The sequence below is a fragment of the Sphingomonas sp. CCH5-D11 genome, assembly GCF_001557395.1.
Lineage (GTDB): Bacteria > Pseudomonadota > Alphaproteobacteria > Sphingomonadales > Sphingomonadaceae > Sphingomonas.
Map to the genome: position 1 here is coordinate 69,082 of NZ_LSKH01000108.1, position 18,794 is coordinate 87,875.

An 18,794-nucleotide genomic window follows, 5' to 3' on the forward strand; every position below is an offset into this window, starting at 1 on the left:
AGAACTGGGGGGAGCCGAGCAATGCCGGCAAGGCTTGAGGAGATAAAGAACGGCGCCTCCGTGCGAGGCGTCGCTTCGGCGCAGCCCGTGCATGTGCTTTCGATCGACTGGATCGGCGATCAGGCGATCAACGTCGTTTTCCGCGACCACAACGGCACGGTAGCCGAGGCTGTTCTTTATCGCGACGATGAGCACCGTCTCGAGGTCGAGCAGAACGGCCGACCGTGGTCGTTCGATGCCGACGGCGCGTTGCTGCGCCTGGTGACGGAAGCCAACCGCATCAAGCTGGCGCACTATTTCGACCCGTACCTGGCGATTCACACGAGCCTGGTCGATCCGCTGCCGCACCAGATCTCGGCGGTCTATGGCGAAATGCTGCCGCGGCAGCCGCTTCGCTTCCTCCTTGCCGACGATCCCGGCGCCGGCAAAACGATCATGGCCGGGCTGTTGATGAAGGAGCTGATCGCCCGCAGCGATCTCGAACGCTGCCTCGTCGTCGCGCCGGGCAGCCTGGTCGAGCAATGGCAGGACGAACTCGGCCAGAAATTCAATCTCGAGTTCGACATCCTCTCCCGCGACATGATCGAGAACTCGCGGTCGGGCAATCCGTTCAGCGACCGGGATCGGCTGATCGTCCGCCTCGACGTGCTGGCGCGCAATGAGGAGCTTCAGGAGAAGCTCATGAGCGCGCGCGAATGGGATCTGATCATCTGCGATGAGGCCCATCGCATGTCCGCGACCTATTTCGGCGGCGAGGTCAAATATACCCGCCGCTATCAGGTCGGCCAGAAGCTCGGCCAGGTCTGCCGCCACCTGCTGTTGATGTCGGCGACGCCGCACAACGGCAAGGAAGAGGATTTCCAGCTCTTCATGGCTCTCCTCGACGGCGATCGGTTCGAGGGCCGGTTTCGCGACGGTGTCCACTATGCCGACACCGAAGACATGATGCGGCGGCTGACCAAGGAAGAGCTGCTCAAGTTCGACGGTCGGCCGCTGTTCCCCGAGCGGCGCGCGCGCACGGTCAAGTATCAGCTCTCGGAAGGGGAGGCCGCGCTCTACACCGCCGTCACCGAATATGTGCGCACCGAGATGAACCGCGTGCAGCGCTTCGCGGAGGGCGACGGGAAGAAGCGCAACAATGTCGGTTTTGCGTTGCAGATCCTTCAGCGGCGTCTCGCCTCGTCACCGGCCGCCATCTACCATTCCCTCAAGCGTCGCCGGGAACGACTGGAAAACGAGCTGGGCGAAGCGCGCCTGGCCGCCAAGGGCCGCCGGGCCGGTGCCACCGAGCCGGCGATCAACGCCGACATCCTGCGGAACATCGAGGAGTATGGCCAGGAGGAGATCGACGAGCTTGAGGATCTGATCTCGACGGGCGCCACGACGGCCGAGACGGTCGAGCAACTCGCTCTGGAAGTCGAGACCCTGAAGGGGTTGGAGACGATGGCGCTCGCCGTGCTGCGCTCAGGCGTGGATGCGAAGTGGAGCCAGCTCAATCGTATTCTCGACGACGATCTCATGGTCGACGCGGCCGGCAATCGTCGCAAGCTGATCATCTTCACCGAGCCCAAGGACACACTGCACTACCTGCTTGAAAAAGTGCGGGCGCGGCTCGGCAACCCCGAGGCTGTCGAGGTGATCCACGGCGGCGTGTCGCGCGAAGAGCGGCGCAAGGTCGTCGAGCGTTTCATGCAGGACAAGGACATGCTGGTCCTGATCGCCAACGACGCGGCGGGCGAGGGCGTGAACCTCCAGCGCGGCCATCTCATGGTCAATTACGACCTGCCGTGGAATCCGAACAAGATCGAGCAGCGGTTCGGCCGTATCCACCGCATCGGCCAGACCGAGGTTTGTCACCTCTGGAATCTCGTCGCTGCCGATACCCGCGAGGGCGAGGTTTACGCGCGGCTGCTGGAGAAACTGGAAGCGGCGCGCGAGGCGCTGGGCGGCCGGGTCTATGACGTGCTCGGCGAATTGTTCGACGGCGTGGCGCTGAAGGATTTGCTGTTCGAGGCGATCCAGTATGGCGAGCAGGAGGACGTGAAAGCGCGTCTTTTCCAGCAGGTCGATGGTGCGGTGGATCAGGCGCACCTGCTCGAACTGCTGCGCCGCCGCGCCCTGACCAATGACACCATGCCGGAAGCGAGGGTCGAGGAATTACGGCTGGAGATGGAGCGCGCCGAGGCGCTGCGCCTACAGCCGCACCACATCCAGAGCTTCTTCGTCGAGGCGTTCCAGCATCTGGGCGGGCGGATCAAGCGCCGGGAGGACGGGCGTTGGGAGGTCACGCATGTCCCGGTGCGCATCCGCGAGCGGGATCGCCAGATCGGAACCGGCGCACCGCTCCAGGCGCAGTATGAGCGCATCTGCTTCGAGAAGGACAAGATCAACCAGCAGCCCGTCGCCGCCTTCGTTTGTCCCGGCCACCCGCTGCTCGAAGCCGTGATCAGCCTGATCCGCGAACAGTATGAGCAGATCATGCGGCAGGGCGCGGTCCTGGTCGACGACACCGACGCGGGCGATGCGCTCTCAGCGATTTTCCTGCTGGAACATACGATCCAGGACGGCCGCGTCACCAGCGCCGGCAAGCCGCATGTGATCTCGCAGCGGCTACAGTTCGCCGCGATCGACAAGGCAGGAAACACCGTCAACGCCGGCATCGCGCCGCATCTGAATCTGCGGCCGGCAACGCCGGAGGAAGTTGGCAGCGTGCGCGATCTTCTGGACGAGAGTTGGCTGACCACCGATCTGGAGAAGGTCGCGATCCGGTTCGCGACGGTCGAGCTGGCCCAAGGCCACGTCGCGGAGGTCAAGGCACGGCGGCTGCCCGAGATCGAAAAGGTCGAACAGGAGGTTCGCGCTCGCCTCAAGAAAGAGATCAATTACTGGGACTCGCGCGCCTTCGAGCTGAAGGAGGAAGAGCGCGCCGGCAAGAAAACGCGGGTGAACTGGCAGAACGCGCAGCGCCGTGCCGAAGAGCTGGCGGATCGGCAGAAGCGCCGCATGGACCAGCTTGAACGGGAGCGGTTCATCTCGTCGCAGCCCCCGCGCGTGCGGGGCGGCATGGTCGTCATCCCCCGCGGGCTGCTCGAAGAGCGTCAGGCGCCGAGCATTCCGAACCATTTCGCAGAAGACCCGGCCGCGCGCCGGGAGATCGAGCTCGCGGCGATGGCGGCTGTGATGGCGGCCGAGCGGGCGCTGGGCAACGAGCCCGCCGACGTCTCCGCCCAGAAGATCGGCTACGACATCGCGTCCCACGATCCGAGGTCGGGGCATCTGCGCTTCATCGAGGTCAAGGGCCGCATCGACGGCGCGGACAGCGTGATGGTCACGCGCCAGGAGGTTATCACCTCCCTGCATGAACCGGAGAAGTTCATTCTCGCCATCGTGCCGGTCGCCGCCGGCTTTGCCCATGCGCCGCGCTATGTGCGCGGTCCGCTCGTGGAACGGGAACCGTCGTTTCTCGAGACCGCGATCCAGTTTGACCTCCGACGCCTGCTAGAGCGGGCGCAAGAGCCGGCATAGGGGGCGATATGACCGGCATCGCGGATTTTTCCATCCTGGCCCCCGTGCCGCTGGAGCACCTTCAATCGGGGGGCGCCATCGCCGACGCTACGGGCTTCGTCGCCTTCGGGTCGCGCAAATGGGAGCTGTTTCGCAAGGTCGACGACCTGCGCGGTGGCGCGCGGGTGCCGGTCCTCATCTATCCGTCACATGAGGATGTGCCCGCCAAGCTTAGCTTCGTCGTGTCCTGGCTCGGATGGTATGCCGGCTGCGAAGAGAGCGGAAACGGTAAGCATTCAAAGGGAATGGCGCATCGGCCGCCGACGACGGGCCAATATATCGCCGACAATCAGGGCCACTGGGCGGTGTTTTGGCATGTTTGCGATCTGCACGAGCTGCCCGCCGAGCAGCGGCTGCCGATCTCCGCCATCCAGACCATCAAGGGCGGCTGGCGCAAGACGGCGCCGCCGCGCGGCCCGGAATTGGTCGCCACGCCTTCGACGCTGGAGCTTTCGCTATGAGCGTGAGCCGCCAGATCGAAACCATTGCTGCCGATCCGCCCGACTATTTCCGGTCGATCCAGGAACGCGCGACTAAGCGTTGGGACCAGCTTGAGGCGGACCCGGAGCTGGCCGGCCCTTGGCACCAGCTCTTCAAGCAGGTGCAGAGCCCGCGGCACATTCTGTCCGAGTTGCTCCAGAACGCCGACGACGCCGGCGCCAGCGAAGCGCGGGTGTCGATCGAGGACGACCGCTTTGTGTTCGAGCACAATGGCGAGGACTTCATCGAGGCCCACTTCGCCTCGATTTGTCGCTTCGGCTATTCCAACAAGCGCGCCCTGCACACGATCGGCTTCCGCGGGATCGGATTCAAAAGCACGTTCAGTCTGGGCGATCGGGTTGAGTTGTTCACGCCGACGCTGGCGGTGGCCTTCGAGCGTGTGCGGTTCACTCAGCCGCATTGGATCGACAGCCGTCGTCCGACAACGGGAACCACGCGCGTCGAAGTCGCGATCGCCAACCCGCTGCTGCGCCGAGAAGTCGAGAAGAACCTCGACGAGTGGCTGAAGAGCCCGGTGTCGTTGCTGTTCTTCAAGAAGATCCGCCGCCTTCAGATCGGCGACGGCGAGGTGCACTGGCAGAGTCTTGGACCTGGCCCCATCGCCGAGAGCGAATGGATGGCTTTGGACGAGAAAGCCGACAATCCCTTCCTCCTCGTGCGTTCGGGAGAGGAATCCTTCCCGGCCGAAGCGCTCGACGAGATCCGCAAGGAGCGGATGCTCGGGGCCGAGGATAGTGGTGATTTCCCGCCCTGCCGGGTAGAGATCGTGCTGGGCGCAAAGGGCCGCCTCTATGTCGTGCTGCCGACCGGCGTGGACACGGCGCTGCCTTTCGCCTGCAATGCGCCCTTCATCCAGGACCCGGCGCGTCTCAAGATCAAGGACCCGGAGACCTCGCCAACCAATCGTTGGCTGCTGAGCCGCGCTGGCGAGTTAGCCGCCAGCGCCATGATGGAGTGGCTGGAGCAGACGAAGACCGGCCCGCAGGACCGGGCGGACGCCTATGGTCTGCTGCCGGACGTTGATCGAGAGGCGGCCACGCTCGAAGGGGCGTGCGGCGCCCTTGTCGAACTGGCGTTTGACGCCGCGGTCGAAGGCAGACCGATCCTCCTGACGGAGGAGGGGAGACTGGTCGAGGCCAAGGCCGCGATCACCGTTCCGCGCCCTGTCTTCGACATCTGGCCGGCTGACCAGGCGATGGCGCTGCTCGACGCCAAGTCCCGGCCGGCGCTTTGCCAGCATGTCTCGGCCAAGAACCGGACCAAGCTTGTTCATTGGGGGCTGATCGAGGAATTCTCGAAGTCCGATTTGCTTGAGCGCCTGCGCAGCAACCATCTGCCGAAGCCGGCGACCTGGCGCCACCTTCTGAACCTGTGGGTCTATATCGCGCCGGAGGTGACGGGATGGCAGTGCCATGATGCCGACGCCCTGCGGATCGTGCCCGTACAGGGCAAGGAAGTGCTCTACGCCGCGTCGGAGATCGTCCGGCTCGGCGAAAAGAAGCTGCTTCAGTCGGAGGAAGATTGGGAGTTCCTCGCCAGCCATCTGATCGTCCTCAACCAGAACTGGACCCGATTCCTCGCCGATCAGCGCCGTGACAAGGCAGAGGGCGGAACCCGCAACGATCCCGTCGAGGCGGCCTTTGCGGTGCTGAAGGAGATCGGCCTCGACGGGACGAGCGATGTCAACGCCGTGATCGAGCGGGTCGCCGCCGACTATTTTGGCTCCGGCCAACCGAAGCTCGCCGAGTGCGTCCAGCTTGCCCAGATCGCGGCCAAGCTCGGGGTCACGATCGGCGACTCTTTCCGATATGCCTGCGCCGATCGAACTCTCCGGGCGATCGGCAAGGTCGTGTTGTTCGACGAGAATGGCGCGCTGGAGGAGCTGCTACCGGAGGCCGTCCGAAAGACGCAGCTCCTGCACGGCGACTATGTCGCGAGCTTCAAGTCCTGCACGCGGGAGGATTGGCTGCGCTGGGTGTCGTCTGGCCGGTCGGGGCTTCAGACCATGGCACCCCTGGTTCAGAAGCGGCAGAGCCTTTACGGGCGACAGCAGCTCACATCGGAGGCGCAGGCGCGCGGCGCCCGCAGCGCGCTCTATTATCCCTATGTCACCAACCAGTTCGTCATTGAAGACTGGGATTTCCCTGCCGACTACTGGCGCTATTGGGAGGGACTGGCGAAGACGGATGCGGGTATCTGGGCGAAGATCGTCGGCAAAATCCTGGATCAGCGCGACACCTATTGGTCGCGGGCCGTCAGCGCCCGCTTTTCACAGGTGGCGACCACCGGGTCCACGCGATCGGTGTCGTCGGAGCGCCTGCTGACCGACTGGCTGTTGAAGCTGCGTGCCAAGCCCTGCCTTCTCGATACGCGCAATATGGTCCAGCTTCCGGCGGATCTGGTGCGCAGGACGCCGGAGACAGAGGCGTTGATCGATGTCGAGCCCTTCGTGCATGGGCTGCTCGATCGCGAAACCACGCGCCCCCTGCTCGACCTTCTCGGCGTCCGCAGCAAGCCGAGCGGTCCTGGGCGTCTGCTCGACCGGCTGCGCGCCTTGGCCAAATCCGACAAGGCTCCGGCCCACGAGGTCGAGAAATGGTATCGCCGCCTCGATCAGATGCTCGACGGATGCTCGACCGCCGACGCGCAGAACATCAGAACCGCCTTCAAGGCGGAGAAGCTGATCCTCGCCCAGGACGGGACGTGGGTGACGTCCGGCGGTGTCTTCCTGGCGGGGGACGAGGAGGATGTTCCCGGCGCTGCGATCGTGCGCGCGTCGGTGCTCGATCTCAGCCTGTGGCACCGTGTCGGTGTCGCCGATCGCCCATCGGCGGACTTGGCGCTGCAATGGCTCGGGACGGTGGCCTCGGGAAAGGTGCTGTCGGCCGACGACGCCCGGCGCGTTCGCACCCTGTTGGTCCGCTACCCGACCCGCATCTGGGAGGAATGCGGACACTGGTTGAACCTCGTGGGCGAGTGGGCGCCGGTCGAGACGCTCGCCTATGGCCTGAGCATGCAGACCCTGTTCCGGTGGAGCCACCTGCACGAATGGGTCAAGCGCAAGACCGCCGATTTTCAGCGGCTGTCAGGGGAGACCGTGCTGGCGCCCCCGTTCTCGGCGTTGCCGGCGCTATCGGACCTTGTCGAAGAGCACTTCAATCAGCCGTCGCTGCTGGCCGGTATGGAAGATCGCCGTGCCTGGCTCACGGCATTCGGAACCCAACTCGGACGGATTGAGCTTGCCGACGCCGCCGAGACCGACCGTGTGCGGGCGCTGGCCGAAGCGATCGCGGTGACGAGCTGGGTCCAGACCCCCAAGCTGGAGGTCGTTCCCTATCTCGATGGCGTCCCGGCCGGGACGGCGCGGCTCACCGACATCCTGTGGCTCGAGGGCAAGCTGTTCGTCAGCCCGCTTTCCAAAGCCAAGCTCGCCAAGCGCGTGCCGGAAGAGATCGGCAGGAACCTGAGCGCGGATATGCGCGCGGCGCTGGCCTATGCGTTCGAGCGGTCGCCCGAGGACATCAGGGAGTATCTCGAGGAGAATTTCACACTCGGCCCTGAGCACATCGTCGCCGCTCCCGTGGCCCAGCCCGTCGCCGAACCCGACGATGACGATGGCGTCGATGGGTTGGCGGAAGACGCGCACAGCGATGCCAACCCGGTCGATGCGGAAGATCCCCACTCGGAGGAGGATGAGCCCGCAACGCAGCCCACGGCCGCGCCATCGACCGCGGAGCCGGATCGAGAGCTGATCGAAACGGAGGTGGCGACCAGGCCCCGCGCCGCGCCGAAGCCGCCGCGTCCGAGCGTGATGGCGCGGTTTGCCTTGGCCCAAGGATACAAAGCCGATGGCGAGGATCGCTTCTTCCATGCAGACGGGAGCTGGATCGGCCGCGGCAACGGCACGCGCTTCCCGTGGGAGCGCCGCTCGGCCGGCGGTGAGATCCTGCGGCACTATTATCCCAAGGACCATTGCCTGGAGCACGAACCGCTCCAGCTCGAAGCCGACGTCTGGGGCCTGTTGGACCAGAAGCCGGACCTCTATTCGTTCATCCTCATCAACCCGGAGGGTGGTCCCGTCGAAATGACGGGCGCCCGCCTGCGCGCCCTGCGCGACGGCGGCGAACTGACCATCCATCCCGCCACCTACAGGCTTGTTTATGACCTCGACGACTAACATCAAGAAGAAGCTGATCGAGGTTGCGATCCCGCTCGAAGCGATCAACGCTGCCTCCGCGCGCGAGAAATCGATCCGGCATGGACACCCGTCCACGCTGCATCTGTGGTGGGCGCGTCGGCCGCTGGCGGCCTGTCGAGCGGTGTTGTTCGCCCAGCTTGTCGATGATCCGTCGAGCGACCCGGAAAGCTTCCCCACGCCCGAGGCGCAGGAGGCCGAGCGTAAACGGCTATTCGCCATCATCGAGGACCTGGTGAAGTGGGAGAACTCGACCAACGAGGAAGTGTTGGAGCGCGCCCGCGCCGAAATTCGCAAGAGCTGCGGCGGCGAGTTGCCGCCGGTCTATGACCCGTTCTCGGGCGGTGGATCGATCCCGCTGGAGGCGCAGCGCCTCGGTCTGCCCGCCTACGGGTCTGACCTGAACCCGGTCGCGGTGATGATCGGCAAGGCGATGATCGAGATCCCGCCCAAGTTCAAAGACCAGGAGCCCATCCATCCAGGCGCGAAAGCCCGGCATTTCTATCGTAACGCCGAGGGTTTGGCAGAGGACGTCAAATACTATGGCGAGTGGATGCGCGAGAAGGCGTGGGAACGCATCGGGCATCTTTATCCGCAGGTGGATCTGTCGAAGGAATATGGGGGCGGCAAAGGGACCGTTATCGCCTGGATCTGGACAAGGACAGTGCCAAGCCCAGATCCGGCGTTCACGGGTGTGCAGGTGCCGATTGCATCGAGCTTCTTGCTAAGCTCGAAGACCGGGAAAGAGGCTTGGGTTGAACCGATCGTTGATCGACACGCCAAGACAATCACTTACCGGGTCCGATACGGCGGCACGAAGGCGGAAATTGCCAACGCGAAAGAGGGGACTAAGGCCGGACGCGCTGTCTTTCGGTGCCTTTTCTCAGATACGCCGATTTCAGGGGCCTACGTCGATAGGCAGGCTGCTGCGGGCAAGATGGGTCAATCGCTAATGGCGATTGTGGCTGAAGGTAAAGGTGGCAGAATTTATGTAGGTGCAGGTGCGCTTGAGCAATCAGCGGCTATTGCTTCTGGCTCAGAATTGGTGCGAGCATTCGATGCAACTCACTTAGAAGTGCCATGTCGGGGCACGTTTGCCAGCAACGCTCAAGGCCGACGATATGGGTTCAATACGTTCGCTGATTATTTTACAGATCGCCAAAGGGTTGCGCTGTTGACATTTGGCGAATTGCTTAAGGATGCCAGGAGAGAAATTCAAAGAGCCGCAGAAGAGAAAGGGCTAGATCCCGGGAAAGAACACCTTGTGAATGGCGCAAGTGGGGCCTTCGCTTATGCCGAAGCAGTCAGCATCTATCTTGCCTTTGCTATTTCAAAACTCACAAATCTGGGCTCGAGCGTCACCAGTTGGATGAGCGATCGGGGCGCGCTGCGAGAAACGTTCGCGCGCCAAGGAATTCCAATGGCTTGGGATTTTGCTGAGGTTAACTTCTTTTCGGACTCTGCCGGAAATTGGCTGACGCCTATCGACAAAATCTCGAAGGTGGTTGCAGAGCTTCCAACCGAACGCAATGGAACATTATATCAGTCATCGGCAACGGATGCTCCATATCCAGCGGGAGTGGTTATTTCCACTGATCCGCCATACTATGACAACATAGAATATGCAGACCTATCAGACTTCTTTTTTGTTTGGCTGCGACGGTCGCTGCTGGATGTTGACCCTTCGCTTTTTGGAATATTGTCGACCCCAAAAGCCGAGGAACTCGTCGCAACGCGAAACAGATACGGCACGCAAGAAGCTGCGGATTCATTCTTCCTAGATGGAATGAGTGCAGCAGTAGGGCGAATGGCCGAGCACGCTTCAGAAGCGTTCCCGACCACCATTTACTACGCATTTAAGCAAAGTGAAGTTGAACAAGAGGGGGTTAGCTCAACAGGTTGGGCAACCTTTTTACAGGCGGTAATTACTTCCGGGTTTTCGGTTGTTGGCACCTGGCCGGTCCGTACCGAAAGTCCTGGACGGATCGTTGCGACAGGAACCAACGCTCTTGCAAATTCAGTCGTCTTGGTGTGCCGGAAAAAGCAGAGCACGGCCGAGATCGTCACGCGCGCCGAGTTTATTCGAGCTCTGAAACGCGAACTGCCACCGGCAATCGCCGACCTTCAGGCCGCCAACATCGCGCCGGCCGATATGCCGCAATCGGCCATCGGCCCCGGTATGGGAGTGTTCTCGCGCTACAAGGCCGTTCTTGAATCCGACGATAGCCCGATGAGCGTGAAGACCGCACTTCAGCTCATCAATCGGGAACTCGACGAATATCTTGGCGGCATTCAGGGTGAGTTCGACGCGGACACGCGGTTCGCCATCACCTGGTTCGAGCAGAACGGGAACGGTAAAGGAGACTACGGGGTTGCCGACAACCTCGCCCGTGCGCGCGGCATTTCCGTCGACAGCGTCAAGCATGCGGGCATTGTCGAAAGTGCCGCCGGTAAGGTCCGCATCCTCGCGCGTGACGAACTCGACGAGGATTGGGACCCGGAGGACGATCGCCACCTGACGGTGTGGGAGTGCCTCCAGCATCTGGTCCGTCTGCACGAAAAGGACGGCATCTCTCACGACACCGCCGTCCTGCTCAGGAAGATCAACGCCCAGGCCGAGGCCGTGAAGGATCTCGCCTACTGCCTCTACGACATCAGCGCCAACAAGCGGAAGGATGCGAAGGAGGCCACGGCCTACAACGCCCTGATCGCCGATTGGACCGAGCTGACGAAGGCGGCGGCGGCCATCCACGACACGCGCGGCGATCGGCAGATCCGGCTGGACATTTAAGGGGAACGGGACGTGGCAAAAAGTACGCGCCAGTATGTGTTTGAGGGTATGGAGCTGCTGCCCGCGGCGTTGATTCCCTTTGTCGAAAAGCGGCTCGAAACCTCTCTCAAGGGGCACTGGCAGGTCCAGGTGCTGGAGAAGCTGCCGAACCTGCGCCCTAACAGCAGCGGCGAGGTCGGCTGGGACCAGGCCGCGCTGTTCAACGCCATGGATCGCTTTTGGAGCGAGGCGTTCAAGGCCGTGCTTGGCCGCGCCGAGCGCTCGCTAGTCAATGAGCTGGGGGATGTCCGCAACAAGCTCTCGCACAACGAGACCTTCACCTACGACGACGCCGAACGTGCGCTCGATTCCATGCGACGCCTGATGGAGGCGATTAGCGCCGGCGAGACGGCGGAGCAGCTCGGCAAGATGCGTGATACCATCCTGCGCACGAAGTTCACGGAGCTTCAGCGCAACGAGGAGCGGCGGAAAACCCAGCGCCTTGAGATTTCGGTCGAGACCGTGGCGGGGCTGCTGCCGTGGCGCGAAGTGGTCGAACCCCACCAGGATGTCGCAACCGGCGAGTTCCAGCAGGCCGAGTTCGCGGCCGACCTCGCCAAGGTGCATTCGGGCAGCGCGCCCCCAGAATACCGCGATCCGCGCCAGTTCTTCAGCCGCACCTATCTGACGGAGGGGTTGAGCACTCTGCTGGTCGGAGCCGCGAAGCGGCTGTCCGGCAGCGGCGGCGATCCCGTGGTCGAACTGCAAACCAATTTCGGCGGCGGCAAGACGCACTCGATGCTGGCGCTCTATCACATGGCGGGGCCGACCCCGATCCAGGATCTCTCCGGCCTCGATCAACTGCTCGAGAAGCAGGGGCTCAGCGTGCCGCAGGGCGTCAACCGCGCCGTGCTCGTCGGCACGTCGCGCGGGCCGCAGGACGTGCTCCTTGCCGAGGGCGATCGGAAGATCCGTACGACCTGGGGCGAACTCGCCTGGCAGCTTGGCGGCGCCGACGCTTTCGCCATGGTCGCGGAGAATGACGCCAGCGGCATCGCGCCGGGCTCGAACCTGCTGGAAGCGCTCTTCAAGAAATATGCGCCGTGCCTGATCCTGATCGACGAATGGGTCGCGTACCTGCGTCAGATCTACAAGGTCGAGGGGCTGCCATCGGGGTCGTTCGATGCCAACCTGTCCTTCGTCCAGTCGCTGACCGAGGCGGTCAAGGCCAGCCCCGGCACGCTGCTCGTCGCGTCCTTGCCGGCCTCGCAGATCGAGGTGGGCGGCGAAGGCGGCCAGGAAGCGCTGGCGCGTCTGAAGCAGACCTTCAGCCGCGTGGAATCTTCATGGCGTCCGGCGAGCCAGGAGGAGAGCTATGAGATTGTCCGGCGGCGGCTGTTCAAGGAAATCCCCGGCGACAAGTTCCACCACCGCGACAACACGCTGAAGCAGTTCGCGAAGCTCTACCGCGAGAACGCCAACGATTTCCCGCAAGGCTGCGCGGACGAGGATTACCGGCGCAAACTGGAGAAAGCATATCCGATCCATCCCGAGCTGTTCGACCAGCTCTACACGAGCTGGGGTTCGCTCGAAAAATTCCAGCGCACCCGCGGCGTTCTCCGCCTCATGGCGCAGGCCATTCACGAGCTGTGGATGAACGCCGACCCGTCGGTGATGATCATGCCCGGCAGCGTGGCGGTGAGTTCGCCGCGCGTGGAGCCGGAATTGCTCCACTATCTCGACGTGAGCTGGCAATCGATCATCGCCGGCGATGTCGATGGCACGGCGTCCACCCCGTATAAGGTCGATCAGTCGGCGCCCAACCTGAACCGCTATTCGGCGACCCGGCGCGTCGCGCGCGCGATCTTCATGGGCACCGCGCCTACGGCGCAGCAGCAGAACACCGGCCTCGACGACAAGCAGATCAACCTCGGCGTCGTACAGCCCGGCGAGCGTCCGGCGATCTTCGGCGATGCGCTGCGGCGGCTGACCAACCAGGCCAAGTTCATGCACGCAGATCTTGGCCGATACTGGTACTCGATGTCGGCGAGCCTCAATCGCATTGCGGCGGACAAGGCCGCGCAGATCGAGGCGGCGCTGGTCGATGTGACGATCGATGCGGAACTCGGAAAATATGTGAACGGTCTCGCCGATCGGGGGCATTTCGACGCCGTTCAGGTCGCGCCGGCTTCGTCCACCGAAGTCCCCGATGAAGCGGGCGGCGTGCGCGCCGTCGTGCTGGGCGTCAAATATCCGCACAACGGACGGGACGGCTCCGAAGCCTTGGTCGAGGCGAAAGACATTCTCACGCAGCGGGGCAGCACGCCGCGCGTCTATCGCAACATGCTGGTGTTCATCGCGGCGGAAAGCCGCCAGCTCGATCATCTCAAAGACGCCGTGCGCGCCTCTCTCGCATGGGGGGAGATCGTCCGCGACACGGAACGATTGAACCTCACCCAGAGCGATAGCGCGCTCGCCAAGTCGAAGCTGGCCGAAGCCAACGAGACGATGAAAACGCGGCTCAAGGAGGCATGGTGCTATCTGCACTATCCGGTCCAGGAGAGCGCGACGGCGGATTGGGAGTGGGTCTCGGGCAAGATCCCGGCGCAGGACGGATTGCTGGCGCGCGCCAGCAAGAAGCTGGTGGCGGAAGAGGGCTTGCTGGTCGAGCTGGGGCCGTCGCGTCTGGACCGCGATCTCCAGAAATACATCTGGAACGACAAGCCGCGGCTGTCGCTGAGGGATCTGCGGGAATACCTCAACCGCTACATCTATCTGCCCCGCCTCAAGGGGCAGGACGTCCTGATCAAGGCCGTGCAGGCGGCCGTGAGCGGCATGTTGCCCGGTCCCTTCGCCTATGCCGAGCGATGGGAAGAGAAGACCGATACCTATCTGGGGCTTGCCATCGAGCGGGCCGGCAACGCGCCTGTGGTGATCGACAGCGATAGCGTCATCATCAAACCGGACGTGGCCGAAGCGCATCGCCCGGCGCCCTCGCAACCCGGAGCAGGTGATACGTCTGGAGGCGCCGACGGCGGCGGACCCGCGCCCGCGCCTGGCGGGCCGGGCGTCGAAGAGACGCCTGCCACGCCGCCGACCGAAAAGAAGCCGACGCGCTTTAGCGGCGCGGTGATGATCTCACCGGAGCGCCCCGCCCGGGACATTCACCAGATTGTCGAGGCGATCGTGGAGCAGCTGACGACGTTGCCCGGCAGCCAGGTGCGGTTGAGGCTGGAGATCGAGGCGGATGTGCCGGGCGGGCTTGATCGCGCCAAGGTGCGGACTTTGGTCGAGAATGCAAACACCCTGGGGTTTGTCGAGAAGTCGGTGGAGTGAGTGCGCAGGAAAGTGGTGCAATCCGACTTTCTTGTAAAAACCATCTTTATTCAAACAGATGAAACCATGATGGGGTGAAATGTAGCGCGGCAAGAGGTGGAGAAGAGTAGCTCCATTGTGATCGAGTTGCGCAACATCCACTACTTTGTCACGGCTGCGGAGCATGGAAGCTTTCGCAAGGCGGCGGCGTTCCTGAATATCCAGGAATCTGCCGTCAGCCGCCGCATCCGCGATCTCGAGGATCGGTTGGGCGCTTCCTTGTTCCACCGCCATTTCGGCGGCGTTTCCCTCACGGTGGCGGGCGAACGGTTTCTGCGTCGTGTCCGCATCGCGCTCCAGCAGATCGAGAATGGCGTCAACGATGTCGCTGCGATCGGTCGATCCGAGGACGGCATCGTCAAGATCGGCATCTTCTCGTCCCTGGCGTCGGGTTTCCTGTTCGACCTGATGAAGGCGTTCGACGAGAAGCATCCGCGCGTGACGGTCGAACTGATCGAAGGCAATCCATCGGTCCATGTCGCGGCGGTCCGGCAGCTTCAGCTCGACGTGGCGTTCATCACCGGCACGGGCGAGTGGCCCGGCTGCGAAACCGAGCAGCTATGGACGGAAGGCGTGTTCGCCGTCCTGCCGGCGGAACACGGTCTTACGAAGCAGCAGAGCTTGCGCTGGCGCGATCTCGCCGGGGAGGCCTTCATCGTCAGCGATGCCGCGCCGGGACCGGAAATCCGCGATTATCTGGTCCAGCGCCTGGCGGATCTCGGCCGCCATCCGAACATCCATCCTCAATATGTCGGGCGCGATGTCCTCCTGTCGATGGTCGCCGTGGGGCGCGGACTGACAGTGGTCAGCGAGGCGGCGACCGGCGCGCGCTTTCCCGGTGTCGTCTATCGGCAGATCGCAGATGAGGTCCTGCCGTTCAGTGCGATCTGGTCGCGCCGAAACGACAATCCGGCATTTCGCAGGTTTCTCAGCCTTGCTCGAATACTGTCGCGATCCGAAAGCGCGTATATCAACCGGACGGGTTCGCCCGCTTCGCCTTCGCAAAGCCGCGATCCGTCCCGATGAACCGCTCCAGCATCGGAATGATCAGCCGCGCCGGGTCGGAGGCCGGCTGCCCGGCCTCGCGGGCGAGGATTTCGGCATAGGCGGTGAGATCACGATGAAGGCTCGCGGGCAGCTCCAGCGTGACCTTGACCGGCTTGTCGTCGACGATCGGGCCGAGCTTAAGTTTCGCCATTTCAGCCTCCATAGGGTTCGAGCACCAGGTCGCGCGTGACGATGACGCGGACGGGAAAGCCCGGCCGGATCGTCAGCGTCGGCGCGATGTTGAGCTGGCGCTGGACGATCTGTTGGCCGGTCTGGCTGATGCTGTCGGAAGCGCCGTTGCGGAGCGCACGCACGATGTCGCTCTCCTGCCCGGACGAGCCCGTTTCGGCGCCGACGCTGAGCAGGGTCGAGAGCGCGGCCGACTTGAACAGTTCTCCCCAATGATAGTCGACGCCATCTTCCAGTCCGGCAAAGCCCTCGGCGTCCGCGCCTGGCTGGCGCTCGAGCACGATCGAGCGGCCGTTCGGGAAGATCAGGCGATTCCAGACCAGCAGGACGCGGCGCTGGCCGAAGCCGACGCCGCTGTCATATTGGCCGACGACGCGGGAGCCCTGCGGGATCAGGAGGATGCGGCCGGTGGGGCTGTCGTAGATGTTCTCCGTCACCTGCGCGGTGATCTGGCCGGGCAGATCGGAGCGGATGCCGGTGATGAGCGCGGCGGAAATCACCGCGCCCGCCTGCAGGACATTGGCCGATGCGGGCGCGGCCACCCGATCGGGCGAAACCGTGCGCTTGTCGGGCGTCTGGTTGAGAAAGGCGAGCTGGCGATCCTGGGCCGAGGGCGTGGCCGGTTGCGGTGCGAGGCCAAGGCTGGCGAGATCGGTCGCGGGCGCCGTGGCGGGGGCGCTTGCTGATGTGCTGGCGGGCCGCGTCTCGGTGGACGAGAACAGGCGCGCGGTGCGCGCTGCTTCCAGCTCCTGCGCCCGGCGCTGTTCTTCCGGGCTGGGACCGGGCGGTGTCGCGGCCATGCCCGGCGTCGGAACCGTCCGGCCGCCATTCTGGGCATTGAGAATGGGGCGGCCGAGATCGCCGGGCAGCGGCGGGCCGAGCTGCGGCACGCCCGCATAGTCCTTGGGCAAGCCATTCAGCCCATCGGGCGTGGCGCGGTTGTCGGTGGAATAGAGTTCCTGTCCCCGATGTCCGTCGTTGCGGGACTGGAGCGCATAGACCAGCGCCCCGCCGACACCGATGCTGGCGACGAGGCCGAGCCCGGCCAGCACCTTGCGCGAGAGGCGGGTCACGCGCGGCGGCTCGGGACGCAGCCGCATAGGCGCTGCGGGCTCGCCCGAGAGCGGCCGTTCGTCGATGTCATCGTCGGGCCGCGAGCGCGGAGCCTCAGCGGGCGTCCGGCCGTCTTCCCGTTCTGGATCGCGGGGGTCGCTCACGATGCCGGCCTCCCATCGTTACGGGAGATGCGTACGCGCTTCTGGGTCTTGCCCGCGCCGAAGCGCAATTCGGCGGCGGCGAACAGCCGGTCGACGATCATGTAGTTGCCGCGCACGCGGTAGTTCACGAGCTCGGACGTGTCGCCTTCCGCGCCGACGACGAACAGCGGCGGCATCTCGCCTTGGCCGATGCCGCGCGGGAACTCGATGAAGACCTGCCGGCCATCGTCGAAAGCGCGCAGCGGCCGCCACGGCGCACGATCGCCGCTCACATCGTAGCGGAAGTTCACGCGCGCCAGATCGATGCCGGCCGAAACCGGCTGCGCCTCGACATTCTGCCGGCGCAGCGCGATCAGTTGGTCCTGCGGATATTGCCAGGACACCGACGCCATATAGGTCGCCGGCGTCGAGCGCAGTTCCATGTGGTAGGTGCGGCGATCGGTGTTGATGACCAGGTTGGTCAGCAGTTCGGCCCGGGTCGGTTTCACGAGGATGTGGATCTGCCGCGCGGCGCCGCCGCCGCTTTCGGTATCGCCGATGATCCAGCGCACCGTATCGCCGGCGGCGACCGGGCCTGCGCCGACGAGTTGCTCGCCGGGCTGAAGCGCGATGTCGGTGATCTGGCCCGGGGAAGTATAGACCTGATAGAGCGCGCCGCCGACGAAGGGATAGACCTGCATCGCATTGATGAAGCCATCGCGTACCGGCTGAACTCGCGCGGCCGCGTTCGCCTGGTTGACGCGCACGGTCGGATCGGCGGCCTCGGGTTGCGGTCGCGCGCCGGGAGCGACGGGCTTCAACTGGCCGGGGAGCGGCAGGGGCCTCGGGAGTTCGACGACCTCTACCGGCTTGGGCGGTTCGACCGCCTCCACGGCGGGCACGGCGTTGTCATAGGCGATTTCAGGCGGCGGCAGGTGGCTCGCGCAGCCGGCGAGCGCCGACGTGCAAAGCAGCACGAGCAGCAGGCCGGATGTACGGAATGCCGGATTGGCGGGGATGCGGAAAGCCGGACGCCCTGCACTCCAGGGGGCGGCTTTGCGGAGTGCGGGCGTCATTGTCCAAGCTCCTTCGACCAGTTGATGGCGTTGACGTAGATTCCGAGGGGGTTCTTCTTCAGCGTGTCGGCGTCCCGCGGAGGCTGCACGCCGACGGTGAGGATGGCCGACCAGCGTTCGGTGGAGGCCAGAGCGCCGTCCTGATAGCGCCGCTCGATCCAGGCGACGCGGAAGCTCGACGGCGAGGCGCGGATGACGCTCGACACGTCCACCGCCACCTGGCTCTTGCCGACCTTGGCGAAGGGATCGTTCGACCGGGCGTAGTCATTGAGCGCCAAGGCCCCGGCCTGGGTCGTGAAGTCGTAGGCGCGCAGCCAGTTCTGCCGCACGATGATCGCGTCGGCGGGGATCGAGCGGACCTGTTCGACGAAGCGCGCGAGGTAGAAGGCGATCTGCGCGTCGTTGGGCTGATAGTCGGCGGTCGCGGGCGCGATCGCCTGAGCGGCCCCCAGCCGGTCGACCTGCACCACCCAGGGCACGATCGAGCCGTTCGCCGATTGCCAGACCAGCGCGGCGCACAGACCCATCGAGAGCGCGAGCGAACCGAAGGCCATGAAGCGCCAGTTGCGGGCCTGCACGCGGGCGGAGCCGATGCGCTCGTCCCAGACCTGGGCGGCGCGCTGATAGGGCGTCTCGGGCTGTGGGGATTTGCCGTAATGGGTGGCCGGTCGGTTGAACATGGTCAGTCGCTTTCGGAGAGGTTGACGGAGGAGCCGCCGCCGTGGCTGTCGCCGCTGCGCACCGCATGGGCCGCGGCCTGAACGCCGTGCGTCATTTGCTGTGAGCGCTTCATGCTCTTGGCCCAGGCCGGCGGGCCGTCCGTGGAGGGCGCCTGGGCGGCGGTTGGCGCGTCGCCGTCGACCGTACCGGCGGTCGATGAC

The 18,794-nt window shown here is 64.4% G+C and carries 10 protein-coding genes and 1 pseudogene; 6 read left to right on the top strand and 5 right to left on the bottom strand.

The window, feature by feature from the left end; genetic code table 11:
• The first annotated feature begins 21 nt into the window (after positions 1 to 21).
• The 6 genes from AX702_RS07255 (at position 22) to AX702_RS07280 (ending at position 15,431) form a co-directional block, all read left to right on the top strand.
• Positions 22 to 3,525: a helicase-related protein gene (locus tag AX702_RS07255; RefSeq protein ID WP_066778013.1), complete on the top strand. Its 3,504-nt coding sequence runs from the start codon at positions 22 to 24 to the stop codon at positions 3,523 to 3,525.
• Positions 3,526 to 3,533: 8 nt separating this feature from the next.
• Positions 3,534 to 4,025 carry a hypothetical protein gene (locus AX702_RS07260; RefSeq protein WP_066778016.1) on the top strand — a complete coding sequence of 164 codons (492 nt, stop codon included), beginning with the start codon at positions 3,534 to 3,536 and terminating at the stop codon, positions 4,023 to 4,025.
• Positions 4,022 to 8,242 (top strand): sacsin N-terminal ATP-binding-like domain-containing protein, encoded by a 4,221-nt coding sequence (locus tag AX702_RS07265; protein WP_066778019.1) that lies wholly within the window; start codon positions 4,022 to 4,024, stop codon positions 8,240 to 8,242. The genes AX702_RS07260 and AX702_RS07265 overlap by 4 nt, the downstream gene beginning before the upstream one ends.
• A complete protein-coding gene (locus tag AX702_RS07270) occupies positions 8,226 to 11,051 on the top strand; it encodes a DUF1156 domain-containing protein (protein ID WP_066778025.1) in 2,826 nt (941 codons plus the stop codon). Before AX702_RS07265 ends, AX702_RS07270 begins: the two co-directional genes overlap by 17 nt.
• 12 nt (positions 11,052 to 11,063) lie before the next feature.
• Positions 11,064 to 14,366: a DUF499 domain-containing protein gene (locus AX702_RS07275; protein WP_066778028.1), complete on the top strand. Its 3,303-nt coding sequence runs from the start codon at positions 11,064 to 11,066 to the stop codon at positions 14,364 to 14,366.
• Between the two features lie 117 nt (positions 14,367 to 14,483).
• Complete coding sequence (locus AX702_RS07280) at positions 14,484 to 15,431, top strand: LysR family transcriptional regulator (RefSeq protein WP_066778088.1); 948 nt, start codon at positions 14,484 to 14,486, stop codon at positions 15,429 to 15,431.
• Here the strand turns inward: AX702_RS07280 and AX702_RS07285 are convergent.
• From AX702_RS07285 to AX702_RS07305, 5 genes and pseudogenes are all read right to left on the bottom strand, one after another.
• The gene (locus tag AX702_RS07285; protein WP_066778082.1) at positions 15,376 to 15,603 is read right to left on the bottom strand and encodes a DUF2274 domain-containing protein; all 228 of its coding nucleotides are present in this window, start codon (positions 15,601 to 15,603) and stop codon (positions 15,376 to 15,378) included. The genes AX702_RS07280 and AX702_RS07285 overlap by 56 nt on opposite strands.
• A gap of 1 nt (position 15,604) precedes the next feature.
• A complete protein-coding gene (locus AX702_RS07290) occupies positions 15,605 to 16,858 on the bottom strand; it encodes a TrbI/VirB10 family protein (protein WP_443026287.1) in 1,254 nt (417 codons plus the stop codon).
• On the bottom strand, positions 16,855 to 17,913 hold the full coding sequence (trbG, locus tag AX702_RS07295) for a P-type conjugative transfer protein TrbG (RefSeq protein WP_066778031.1): 1,059 nt from the start codon (positions 17,911 to 17,913) through the stop codon (positions 16,855 to 16,857). The genes AX702_RS07290 and trbG overlap by 4 nt, the downstream gene beginning before the upstream one ends.
• A complete protein-coding gene (trbF, locus tag AX702_RS07300; RefSeq protein ID WP_066778034.1) occupies positions 17,910 to 18,593 on the bottom strand; it encodes a conjugal transfer protein TrbF in 684 nt (227 codons plus the stop codon). The genes trbG and trbF overlap by 4 nt, the downstream gene beginning before the upstream one ends.
• Before the next feature lie 2 nt (positions 18,594 to 18,595).
• A pseudogene (locus AX702_RS07305) lies at positions 18,596 to 18,794 on the bottom strand (P-type conjugative transfer protein TrbL); the annotation flags it as partial.